Origin of the sequence: Pseudomonas sp. SJZ078, assembly GCF_007828255.1 — a bacterium.
Taxonomy (GTDB): domain Bacteria; phylum Pseudomonadota; class Gammaproteobacteria; order Pseudomonadales; family Pseudomonadaceae; genus Aquipseudomonas.
This window is the reverse complement of the sequence record NZ_VIUG01000010.1, coordinates 84,092-94,671: the sequence shown is the minus strand read 5'-3', so window position 1 is coordinate 94,671 and position 10,580 is coordinate 84,092. Positions and strand designations below refer to the sequence as shown.

At 58.5% G+C, this 10,580-nt stretch carries 11 protein-coding genes; 2 read left to right on the top strand and 9 right to left on the bottom strand.

Annotation, left to right across the window (positions count from 1 at the left end; translation table 11 throughout):
- Positions 1–702 precede the first annotated feature (702 nt).
- The 7 genes from FBY02_RS12020 to rplM all read right to left on the bottom strand — a co-directional run bounded on the left by FBY02_RS12020 (position 703) and on the right by rplM (position 5,578).
- Positions 703–1,116 carry a ClpXP protease specificity-enhancing factor gene (locus FBY02_RS12020; protein ID WP_041020582.1) on the bottom strand — a complete coding sequence of 138 codons (414 nt, stop codon included), beginning with the start codon at positions 1,114–1,116 and terminating at the stop codon, positions 703–705.
- Positions 1,117–1,132: 16 nt separating this feature from the next.
- Positions 1,133–1,750, bottom strand: coding sequence for a glutathione S-transferase N-terminal domain-containing protein (locus FBY02_RS12015; RefSeq protein ID WP_144927671.1), 618 nt, complete (start codon positions 1,748–1,750; stop codon positions 1,133–1,135).
- Between the two features lie 148 nt (positions 1,751–1,898).
- Positions 1,899–2,681, bottom strand: a complete 783-nt coding sequence (locus tag FBY02_RS12010; RefSeq protein WP_041020584.1) for a cytochrome c1 — start codon at positions 2,679–2,681, stop codon at positions 1,899–1,901.
- Positions 2,681–3,892: a cytochrome bc complex cytochrome b subunit gene (locus tag FBY02_RS12005; protein WP_047701362.1), complete on the bottom strand. Its 1,212-nt coding sequence runs from the start codon at positions 3,890–3,892 to the stop codon at positions 2,681–2,683. Before FBY02_RS12005 ends, FBY02_RS12010 begins: the two co-directional genes overlap by 1 nt.
- Positions 3,892–4,485: a ubiquinol-cytochrome c reductase iron-sulfur subunit gene (petA, locus tag FBY02_RS12000; protein WP_144927668.1), complete on the bottom strand. Its 594-nt coding sequence runs from the start codon at positions 4,483–4,485 to the stop codon at positions 3,892–3,894. The genes FBY02_RS12005 and petA overlap by 1 nt, the downstream gene beginning before the upstream one ends.
- A gap of 257 nt (positions 4,486–4,742) precedes the next feature.
- Positions 4,743–5,135, bottom strand: coding sequence for a 30S ribosomal protein S9 (rpsI, locus tag FBY02_RS11995; protein WP_003228056.1), 393 nt, complete (start codon positions 5,133–5,135; stop codon positions 4,743–4,745).
- Positions 5,136–5,149: 14 nt separating this feature from the next.
- Positions 5,150–5,578, bottom strand: coding sequence for a 50S ribosomal protein L13 (rplM, locus tag FBY02_RS11990; RefSeq protein ID WP_024781110.1), 429 nt, complete (start codon positions 5,576–5,578; stop codon positions 5,150–5,152).
- A gap of 246 nt (positions 5,579–5,824) precedes the next feature.
- Here rplM and FBY02_RS11985 point away from each other — a divergent pair, with 246 nt between their 5' ends.
- Positions 5,825–6,865 (top strand): NADP(H)-dependent aldo-keto reductase, encoded by a 1,041-nt coding sequence (locus tag FBY02_RS11985; protein ID WP_144927665.1) that lies wholly within the window; start codon positions 5,825–5,827, stop codon positions 6,863–6,865.
- 133 nt (positions 6,866–6,998) lie between these two features.
- Here the strand turns inward: FBY02_RS11985 and FBY02_RS11980 are convergent, their stop codons facing one another.
- Positions 6,999–8,135 (bottom strand): acyl-CoA dehydrogenase family protein, encoded by a 1,137-nt coding sequence (locus tag FBY02_RS11980; RefSeq protein ID WP_144927663.1) that lies wholly within the window; start codon positions 8,133–8,135, stop codon positions 6,999–7,001.
- 242 nt (positions 8,136–8,377) lie between these two features.
- On the opposite strand from FBY02_RS11980, the gene FBY02_RS11975 reads away from it, so the two are divergent.
- Positions 8,378–9,274: a GlxA family transcriptional regulator gene (locus FBY02_RS11975; protein WP_178111836.1), complete on the top strand. Its 897-nt coding sequence runs from the start codon at positions 8,378–8,380 to the stop codon at positions 9,272–9,274.
- Between the two features lie 153 nt (positions 9,275–9,427).
- Here FBY02_RS11975 and zapE read toward each other — a convergent pair whose 3' ends face one another.
- Positions 9,428–10,522 carry a cell division protein ZapE gene (gene zapE, locus FBY02_RS11970; RefSeq protein ID WP_144927659.1) on the bottom strand — a complete coding sequence of 365 codons (1,095 nt, stop codon included), beginning with the start codon at positions 10,520–10,522 and terminating at the stop codon, positions 9,428–9,430.
- Positions 10,523–10,580: the final 58 nt, after the last annotated feature.

The following is a 10,580-nucleotide window of genomic DNA, read 5'->3' as shown; positions in this document are numbered from 1 at the left end:
GGCAGTGTGTCAGCCAATATCAATGCTGCTGACCTGACGCCATCGCGAGCAGGCTCGCTCCCACAAGAATCTGAGGTGGGTACAAGCTTTGTGTTTATTGAAAATCTCTGCGGGAGCAAAACCTGCTCGCCATGGCAGTGTGTCAGCCAATATCAATGCTGCTGACCTGACGCCATCGCGAGCAGGCTCGCTCCCACAAGAATCTGAGGTGGGTACAAGCTTTGTGTTTACTGAAAATCTCTGTGGGAGCGGGCTTGCTCGCGAAGGCGGTGGGTCAGCAATACTTATGGCGACTGGCACGGCCTCTTCGCGAGCAAGCCCGCTCCCACAGTTGGATTGTAGTTACGACCGGGAGACAGGTCGGCTATAAGACCGCCTCGCTTTGGCTTTGGCTTTGGCTTTGGCTTTTGATCTTGAACGCCCCGTTAACCACAAGGGCCGAACGCAGGCGTTGCGTAGTGGGCAACCCGGCATGGATGCCGGGTTAGCCGCGCTGGGCCATGGATGGCCCTTCGCGGCGGGCCCACGGAGCAATGCCGGAGTGAGGGAACACCTCGCCTTGGCGAGGTGCCCAGTGGTGGGGCACAGACCTTTTGGTTACTTTGGGCTGGGCCGGCATTCCGGCGTTTGCCAAAAGTAACCCGCCGTCAGGGCGGAACCGTAAGCAGCCGTTACCGCAGGAATGGATATGTACCTCAAGCCCTACTTCACCACCTTAAGACTAGGCCGCCCACTAGGCCGCGGCGGCTCATCATCCGGTGGCGGCAGATCATCATCCACCTCGTACTCTTCCTCGCCATCCAGTGGCGCTTCCAGCTCAAACACCATGCCCTGGCCATTCTCCCGGGCATAAATCCCCAGGATCGACGCGATAGGCACATACAGCGTATGCGGCACACCGCCGAAGCGGCCTTCGAAGCTCACGGCATCGTTGTCCATGTGCAGATGGCGCACCGCAGCCGGCGAAACATTCAGGACAATTTGCCCGTCATTGGCAAACCCCTGCGGCACCTGTACCGATGGATACTCGGCATTGACCAGCATGTGCGGGGTGCAATCGTTGTCCACAATCCACTCGTAGAGCGCGCGGACCAGATAAGGTCGACTGGAGTTCATAGCGGCTCCCTAAGCCTTAGCGCATGTCGCGTTCGACGCCAGACAGACTCGCCTGGAAAGTCTCACGCGCAAATTGGCGCTCCATATAATCAAGCAGCGGCTTGGCGGGCCGCGGCAGTTCGATACCCAGAATCGGCAAACGCCAGAGTATGGGCAATAGGCAGCAATCCACCAGACTTTGTTCCTCACTGAGGAAAAACGGCTTGTCGGTGAACAGCGGCGACACGCCCGTCAGGCTTTCACGCAACTCCTTGCGCGCCACGACCCGTGCCGGTTCCTTGGTCCGCGGATCCAGGATCAGATCCACCAACCCGCACCAGTCACGCTGGATGCGATGGATCAGCAAGCGGCTGTTGGCACGCGCCACAGGGTAAACCGGCAGCAAGGGCGGATGCGGATAACGCTCATCCAGATATTCCATCACCACCGTCGACTCCCACAATGCCAGGTCACGATCGACCAGCGTGGGCAGGCTGCCGTAGGGGTTCACCTCGATCAGCTTCGGCGGCTGGCGACCAGCCTCGACGTAGATGATCTCGGCGCTGACACCCTTTTCTGCCAGTACGATACGTACCCGGTGGGAATAGTGGTCGGCGGGGTCGGAGTAACAGGCCAACCGATTGGTCACGCCCATGGCGATCCTCCTCGCTTGTTGAAATTTTAGAAAAGAAAAACGAGCGCGCCCAGAGGGCGTCTCCCGTAACACCTGGCTGACCAGGCTCGTTACACCTTCAGAGACGCCCTTGGGCGCGCACGATTAACAACAACGGCTTACAGCTTTATCAATGTACGTCTTTCCAGTATTCACGCTTGAGCAGATAAGCGAATACGAAGAAGAACGCCAGGTACAGCAATACATACGTACCGATGCGCTGATGTTGCAGCTTCACCGGGTTGGCCGAGTAGGCCAGGAAGGTCACCAGGTTCTTGACCTTCTCGTCGAACTGCTCAGGGGTCAAGGTGCCGCTGTTCGGTACGATGGTCAACTGATCACAGGCTTCGTGAGTCAACGCGGTACCGGTCAACGGATCGTATTGCTTCTTGCCGTGCTCGACGACCTGCACCTGTTTGCAGCCTACCACCTGACGCCCCTGCAGGCCGACCAGGACGTTCGGCATGCCGACGTTCGGGAAGACCTTGTTGTTCACGCCCCATGGACGCGCAGGATCCTCATAGAACGAACGCAGGTAGCCATAGAGCCAGTCGGTACCGCGCACACGGGCCACCAGGGTCAGGTCGGGCGGCGCAGCGCCGAACCAGGTCTTGGCGTCCGCCGGCTGCATGCCGATGGTCATGTGGTCGCCCAGCTTGGCGCCGGTGAACACCAGTTTCTCGAGCATCAGCTCATGGGGAATACCCAGGTCATCGGCCACGCGCTCGTAACGCTGGAACTTGGCACTGTGGCAACCCATGCAGTAGTTGGCGAACGTACGAGCGCCGTCCTGCATGGCGGCTTTGTCGGAAACGTCAATGTCGACTTTTTCCAACTCCGGACCACCGTGTTCGGCCGCGAAGGACAAGACCGGCATGGCAGCAAGAATCAGTACAGCAAATAGTTTTTTCATCAGCCAGTCACCCTTTCCGGAACCGGTTTTGTCTTCTCGAGCCGGGTATAGAACGGCATCAGAATGAAGTAGGCGAAGTACAGGAAGGTGCACACCTGCGAGAGCAGCGTACGCTCCGGTGTCGGCGCCAATACGCCCAGCACACCGAGGATCATGAACGAGATGCAGAACACCACCAGCCAGATCTTACTCAGCCAGCCCTTGTAGCGCATCGACTTGACGGGACTGCGGTCCAGCCACGGCAGGACGAACAACACGGCGATGGCCGCGCCCATGGCGATAACGCCCATCAACTTGTCCGGGATCGCCCGCAAAATGGCGTAGAACGGCGTGAAGTACCAGACCGGGGCAATGTGCTCAGGCGTCTTGAAGGCGTTCGCCTGTTCGAAGTTCGGCTTCTCGAGGAAGTAGCCGCCCATCTCAGGGAAGAAAAACACGATGGAGCAGAAGATGAACAGGAACACCACCACGCCGACGATATCTTTCACGGTGTAGTACGGATGGAAGGCGATGCCATCCAGCGGTACACCGTTTTCGTCCTTGTGCTTCTTGATGTCCACACCATCGGGGTTGTTCGAACCGACTTCGTGCAGCGCCAGGATGTGCAGCACCACCAGGCCGAGGATCACGATCGGCAGGGCTACCACATGCAGGGCGAAGAAGCGGTTCAGGGTGATGCCCGAGATCAGGTAGTCACCACGGATCCACTGGGTCAGGTCGTTGCCGATGACCGGGATCGCACCGAACAGCGAGATGATCACCTGGGCGCCCCAGTAGGACATCTGGCCCCAAGGCAGCAGGTAACCCATGAAGGCTTCGGCCATCAGCGCCAGGTAGATCAGCATGCCGAATACCCACACCAGCTCACGGGGTTTCTGGTACGAACCGTAGAGCAGGCCACGGAACATGTGCAGGTAGACCACGATGAAGAACGCCGACGCGCCAGTGGAGTGCAGCAGGCGCAGGATCGACCCGTACTCGACGTCGCGCATGATGTATTCGACGGAAGCGAATGCTTCTTCCGCCGACGGGGTGTAGCTCATGGTCAGCCAGACACCGGTGACGATCTGGTTGACCAGAACGAGCAGCGCCAGGGAGCCAAAGAAGTAGAAGAAGTTGAAGTTTTTCGGAGCGTAATATTTGCTGAGATGGTCTTCCCACATCTTGGTCGCGGGGAAGCGCGCATCAACCCAATCCATGAATTTGCTCATCACGCTTTCTCCGTGTCGACGCCAATGATAATAAGCTCATCGGTCTCATAGGAATGCGGGGGAACTGGCAGGTTCAGAGGTGCAGGTTGCGATTTGTAGACGCGACCGGCCAGGTCGTAATGGGAGCCGTGACAAGGGCAGAAGTAGCCACCGACCCAGTCCTTGCCCAGATCGGCAGGGGCCACTTCGGGACGGAACGTGGGCGAGCAACCCAGGTGCGTGCAGATCCCGATCAGCAGCAGGATTTCCGGCTTGATCGAACGCGTTTCTGGATTGACATATTCCGGTTGGACCGAGTTCTTGGAAGAGGGATCGGACAGCTGGCCCTCGATCTTTTTCAGATTCCCCAGGATTTCCTCTGTACGGCGGACGATGAACACCGGCTGGCCGCGCCATTCAGCAATCATCTGCTGGCCTGGCTCGATCTTGCTGATATTCACTTTCACCGGTGCACCTGCAGCTTTCGCCTTGGCACTGGGAAACCATGACCCCACGAACGGGACCGCAGCCCCCACCGCTCCTGCAGCACCCACCACGGATGTGGCTGCTACCAGGAAGCGACGCCGGCCTGCATTCACGCCGTCATTGCTCATTCAGTCCTCTCCCATCAGCTTTGTGGCCTGTTAGATCAGGCGTCTACTAAGTAAAAATCTGAACTTATAAAAATTTTGCCGAATGGTAATGAAAACCCCCAATTCTGACAAGGTAATTACCAAGCGGCTGTACCGCCAAGCCTTGTAGTATAGGGGCTCTACGAATGTGGCAAGTTGTCACAGAGCATTTATTTCGCACATAAAAAAACGCCCAGCTCCGTGAGGAAACTGGGCGCCTTTTGAAAGCGGAAGCGAAATTAACGCTTCGAGTACTGCGGACGCTTACGCGCTTTACGCAGACCGACTTTCTTACGTTCAACTTCGCGAGCGTCGCGAGTCACGAAGCCAGCTTTGCGCAGGGCGCTACGCAGGGTTTCGTCGTAGTCCATCAGGGCGCGAGTGATACCGTGGCGGATTGCGCCAGCCTGGCCACTTACACCACCACCGATAACGGTGACGTAGATGTCGAATTTTTCGACGGTCTCGGTCAGTTCCAGCGGCTGACGAACTACCATGCGGGCAGTTTCGCGGCCGAAGAAGTTATCCAGGGAGCGGTTGTTGATGGAGATGTTACCAGTGCCCGGACGCAGGAAAACGCGTGCGGTTGCAGTCTTGCGACGGCCAGTGCCGTAATTTTGAGTCGCCGACATAATGAACTATTCCGTTAAAACTTCAGTTCTTGGGGCTGCTGAGCAGTATGAGGGTGAGCAGCGCCCGCATAAACCTTCAGCTTACGATACATGTCGCGACCCAGCGGGTTCTTAGGCAGCATGCCTTTAACCGCGGTCTCGATCACGCGCTCAGGGGCCTTGGCGATCAGCTTTTCAAAGTTGATCGACTTGATGCCGCCCGGAAAACCGGAGTGGGAGTAGTACATTTTGTCAGTGGTTTTAGCGCCAGTAACACGTACTTGCTCAGCGTTGATCACGACGATGTAGTCACCGGTGTCAACATGAGGGGTGTACTCAGGCTTGTGCTTGCCACGCAGACGGCTCGCGATTTCGGTGGCCAGACGACCCAGGGTCTGACCAGCAGCGTCGACGACGAACCAGTCGCGCTGTACTGTTTCCGGTTTAGCAGTAAAAGTTTTCATTCTTTATAGCCTCAGGGGCCGCCCTGTAAATTAGACGGCGGATCTTACTGAATAGTGCGTACTTTGACAAGTCAAAGGCAGCCGGATACAGACGCTTTCGGGGGCTCGGGTCGGCGCGTCCGTTCAACGGCAAGATTCTTCGGCGGCGGGGCATCACTTCCACTGCAGAAAGAGGTGCGCAATTATGCAGATTGCGAAAAATATTTCAACCTGCTTTTATGATTGTTTTGCCCAAGGAGCCCCCCGATGGACTATCGCCAGCTAGGCCGTACCGATCTGAACGTGAGCGCCCTGTGCCTCGGAACCATGACCTGGGGCGAGCAGAACAGTGAGGCCGAGGCTTTCGCCCAGATCGAGCGCGCCAAGGGCGCCGGCATCAATTTCCTCGACACCGCCGAGATGTATCCGGTCCCACCCAAGGCCGAGACTTATGCCACCACCGAGCGCTACATCGGCAACTATTTCAAGAGCCGTGGCGACCGTGCCGACTGGATCCTGGCGAGCAAGATCGCTGGCCCCGGCAACACCATCGACTACATCCGCGACAAGCAGCTCAAGCACAACCGCCGGCACATCGTCGAAGCCCTGGACGCCAGCCTCAAGCGCCTGCAGACCGACTGGATCGATCTCTACCAGTTGCACTGGCCGGAACGCAGCACCAATTTCTTCGGGCAACTGGGCTACAAGCACAAGACCGATGAAGCGTTCACCCCACTGGAAGAAACCCTCGAGGCCCTCGACGAACAGGTCCGGGCCGGCAAGATCCGCCATATCGGCCTGTCCAACGAGACGCCGTGGGGCACCATGAAATTCCTCGCCCTGGCCGAGGCCCGGGGCTGGCCGCGAGCGGTGTCGATCCAGAACCCGTACAACCTGCTCAACCGCAGCTTCGAGATCGGCCTGGCGGAAGTCGCCCTTCGCGAACAGTGCGGGCTGCTGGCCTACTCACCGCTGGCGTTCGGCTTCCTGTCGGGTAAATATGAAGACGGCGCACGGCCGGCCAAGGGCCGCCTGACGCTCTATAGCCGCTTCATGCGCTACTTCAATCCACAGTCGGAAGCGGCGTGCAGCCGTTATGTGGCGCTGGCCCGCGAACATGGCCTGGACCCGGCGCAGATGGCCCTGGCGTTCGTCACACAACAACCGTTCGTGACCAGTAACATCATCGGCGCCACGACGCTGGAGCAACTGGACAGCAACATTGCCAGCTTCGACCTGAAGCTGTCGGACGAAGTGCTGGCGGGGATCGAGGCGATTCACAAGGATCATCCGAACCCTGCGCCTTGATCGGCCGGTAAAAAGTCTTCGCGAGCAAGCCCGCTCCCACAGGGAATTTGCGTCTGAACACTCTTTTTGTGATCGACACGGATTCCTGTGGGAGCGGGCTTGCTCACGAAGACGATCTTGAATTCACCCTGGATCAAAGCGACCGCGCAATGATCTCCTTCATGATTTCATTGGTCCCCGCATAGATCCGCTGCACCCGGGCATCCGCCCATGCCCGGGCAATCGGATACTCCCACATGAAGCCGTAGCCGCCATGCAACTGCACGCATTCGTCGAGCACCTTGCATTGCAGGTCCGTGCCCCAGTACTTGGCCATCGCCGCCGTCGGCACGTCGAGCTTGCCTTGCAGGTGGAGCTCCAGGCAGCGGTCGACGAAAACCCGGCCGATCTGGATCTCGGTGGCCATCTCCGCCAGCTTGAAGCGAGTGTTCTGGAAATCCGCGATGGATTTGCCGAACGCCTTGCGGTCGCGGGTGTAGTCCAAGGTCCATTGCAACGCCGCTTCGGCCGAGGCCAGGCCGCCAATCGCGACGGTCAGGCGTTCCTGGGGTAGCTCCTGCATCAGGTAGGCGAAACCCGCCCCAGCCTGCCCAAGCAGATTTCCCTTGGGCACGCGGACATCCTGGAAAAACAACTCCGACGTGTCCTGGGCCTTCATTCCGACTTTTTCCAGGCGCTTGCCCTTTTCAAAACCAGGCGTGCCCGCCTCCACCAGGAACAGGCTGGTGCCCTTGGCGCCGGCTTTCGGATCGGTCTTGGCGACCACGATCACCAGGTCGGCGAGAAAACCATTGGTGATGAAGGTCTTCGAACCGTTGATGACGTATTCATCGCCGTCCAGTACCGCGGTGGTTTTCACCCCTTGCAGGTCAGAACCGGCGCCGGGTTCGGTCATGGCGATGGCCGTGACCATTTCGCCGGAGACCAGTTTCGGCAGGTACTTATGCTTCAACACTTCGCTGCCATAATGCAGGATGTACGGCGCAACGATATCCGAATGCAGTGAGAAGCCGATGCCCGTCAGCCCCAGGCGGCCGATCTCCTCGATTACCACCGTACTGTAGAGGAAATCCGCATCGAGCCCGCCATAGGCTTGCGGCAGATGCGAACACAGCATCCCCGCCTCCCCCGCCTTGTTCCAGAGCCGGCGATCGACATGCCCCTGTTTTTCCCACTGACTGTGGTACGGCACGGCCTCCTTTTCCAGGAACGTTCGCACGCTGTCGCGAAACAATTCGTGCTCGGGACTGAACAGGGTTCTCGGGATCATGGCGCACCTTTGCTTATTGTTGGGCGGGGTCATCCGAGAGCCTAAGCCCGGGAGGTACCATCGGACACTGGACACATCCGACAAAAAATAAGACGATCCAGCCGTCTGGTGACCACTTTCCCCTATAAAAACAAGATGAAATCATGTCTATGCATTCCTCCACGCCCTTGCGGCGCGTCAGCATCCTGGCAGTCGACCGGGTTTTCGCTTTCACCCTCATGCAGGCCAAGGACTTCTTCCACCTGGCCAGCCTGCGCTACGGCAAGCAACTGGGCCAAGGCCTGACACCGGCGTTCGAAATCCGCCTGGTCAGCCCCGACGGCAAACCGGTGAACAGCTTCAGCGAAGTGATCATGCCGGTGGATGGCGGCCTGGAAAATACCGATGTGATTATCCTGCCGGCCTTCTGGGATGACTTCCCCACCCTCTGCCAACGCTATCCCCAGGTCCTGCCCTGGCTGCGGGAACAGCACGCTCGCGGCGCCGTGCTGTGCGGCGAAGCCACGGGCGTGTTCTGGCTGGCCGAAGCCGGGTTGCTCGATGGCAAGGAAGCCACCACCTACTGGCGCTTTTTCAACGCCTTCAGGGAGCGCTTTCCCCAGGTACACCTTAATCAGGACAAGCACCTGACCGACGCCGACAATCTGTTCTGCGCCGGCGGCACGACCTCGGTGTGCGACCTCTACATTTACCTCATCGAACGCTTCTGCGGCGCCAACATCGCCCAGGGCGTGGCACGGGATATCCTGTATGAAGTGCAGCGCAATTATTCGCCGGGCAGGATCGGTTTCGGCGGGCAGAAACTCCATCAGGACGTGATCATCCTGCAGATCCAGCACTGGCTCGAAGAACATTTCGCCGACAAATTCCGTTTCGAAGACGTCGCCCGGGAACACGGCATGAGCATTCGCAATTTCATGCGCCGCTTCCAAACCGCCACCGGTGACAAACCACTGCATTACCTGCAGCGACTGCGCATCGAAACCGCCAAGGGCCTGCTGTCCGGCAGCCGCAAGAGCATCAAGACCATCAGCTACGAAGTGGGCTACGACGATGCGAGCTTCTTTGCACGGCTGTTCCGGCAGCACACCGACCTGTCGCCGAACCAGTATCGGCAGCAATTTCAGCAGGCGGCGTGAAAGGAGCTGAACGCAACCCTCTGTGGGAGCGGGCTTGCTCGCGAAAGCGGTGTATCAGCCACACATGTATTGCCTGACAAACCGCTTTCGCGAGCAAGCCCGCTCCCACAAACATAAAGGCCTGCATATGCAGGCCTTTATGTTTAGAAACGCTTACGGCTTATGCGCCCGCGACAGGAACTCGTGGGACTGCATTTCCAACAGACGACTCAGCGTGCGCTGGAATTCGAACGTCAGGCGACCACCGGTGTAGAGGTCCTTGAGTTCGACTTCGGCCGAGATGATCAGCTTCACGTTACGGTCGTAGAACTCGTCCACCATGTTGATGAAGCGACGGGCGATGTCGTCGGTGGTGACGCTCATTTGCTCAACGCCGCTGAGCAGCACGGCATGAAAAATCTTGCCCAGCTCGATGTAGTCGTTCTGGCTGCGAGGGCCGTCGCACAGCTCACGGAAATCGAACCAGGCCACATCGTCGCAGGTGCGGATGGCGCGAATCTCGCGATTCTCGATCATCAGCACATCGTTTTCGACCGCCTGGGTGCATTCCGGGGTCAGGGCGCGGAAGCTCTTGCGCAGGCTTTCCTCGGCAGCGGCATCCAGAGGGTAATGGAACAGCTCCGCCTGTTCGAGATGGCGCAGACGATAGTCGACGCCGCTGTCGACGTTGACGATTTCGGTGTGTTCCTTGATCAACGCAATGGCCGGCAGGAAGCGCGCCCGTTGCAGGCCATCCTTGTACAAGCCGTCCGGTACGATGTTCGACGTGGCGACCAGGGTCACGCCGTTCTTGAACAGCTCTTCCATCAAGGTGCCAAGGATCATGGCGTCGGTGATGTCGGACACGAAAAATTCATCGAAGCAGATCACCCGCGTTTCATTGGCGAAACGCTTGGCGATGATGGTCAATGGGTTCTTCTCGCCCCCCAGGGTCTTCATCTCTTCGTGCACGCGCTTCATGAAGCGGTGGAAGTGCGTGCGGGTCTTTTCCTTGAACGGCAGCGCCTCGAAGAAGGTATCCACCAGGTAGGTCTTGCCACGGCCGACGCCACCCCAGAAGTACAGGCCCTTGACCGGGGCCAGTTCCTTCTTGCCGAACAGTTTTCCCAACAAGCCCGGCTTGTTGTTCGACGCGGCGATCAGGTCGTCGTACAGGCGCTGCAAATGCCGCACTGCCGTTTCCTGGGCTGCGTCGTGGAAGAACTCCGGGCGTTTCAGATCAGCTTGATATCGTTCTAGGGGGGTCATATTCGTTAGCAAGGCAACAAAAACGGGCCGTCACTGTAGCGACGGCCCGCAGGAATGG

Excerpts from the sequence above, each read along its gene's own strand:
- petA (WP_144927668.1), bottom strand. The coding sequence starts at position 4,485 with ATGAGCAATGACGGCGTGAATGCAGGCCGGCGTCGCTTCCTGGTAGCA.
- FBY02_RS12010 (WP_041020584.1), bottom strand. The coding sequence starts at position 2,681 with ATGAAAAAACTATTTGCTGTACTGATTCTTGCTGCCATGCCGGTCTTG.
- FBY02_RS12005 (WP_047701362.1), bottom strand. The coding sequence starts at position 3,892 with ATGAGCAAATTCATGGATTGGGTTGATGCGCGCTTCCCCGCGACCAAG.
- rplM (WP_024781110.1), bottom strand. The coding sequence starts at position 5,578 with ATGAAAACTTTTACTGCTAAACCGGAAACAGTACAGCGCGACTGGTTC.
- FBY02_RS12015 (WP_144927671.1), bottom strand. The coding sequence starts at position 1,750 with ATGGGCGTGACCAATCGGTTGGCCTGTTACTCCGACCCCGCCGACCAC.
- FBY02_RS11985 (WP_144927665.1), top strand. The coding sequence starts at position 5,825 with ATGGACTATCGCCAGCTAGGCCGTACCGATCTGAACGTGAGCGCCCTG.
- FBY02_RS12020 (WP_041020582.1), bottom strand. The coding sequence starts at position 1,116 with ATGAACTCCAGTCGACCTTATCTGGTCCGCGCGCTCTACGAGTGGATT.
- FBY02_RS11980 (WP_144927663.1), bottom strand. The coding sequence starts at position 8,135 with ATGATCCCGAGAACCCTGTTCAGTCCCGAGCACGAATTGTTTCGCGAC.
- rpsI (WP_003228056.1), bottom strand. The coding sequence starts at position 5,135 with ATGTCGGCGACTCAAAATTACGGCACTGGCCGTCGCAAGACTGCAACC.
- zapE (WP_144927659.1), bottom strand. The coding sequence starts at position 10,522 with ATGACCCCCCTAGAACGATATCAAGCTGATCTGAAACGCCCGGAGTTC.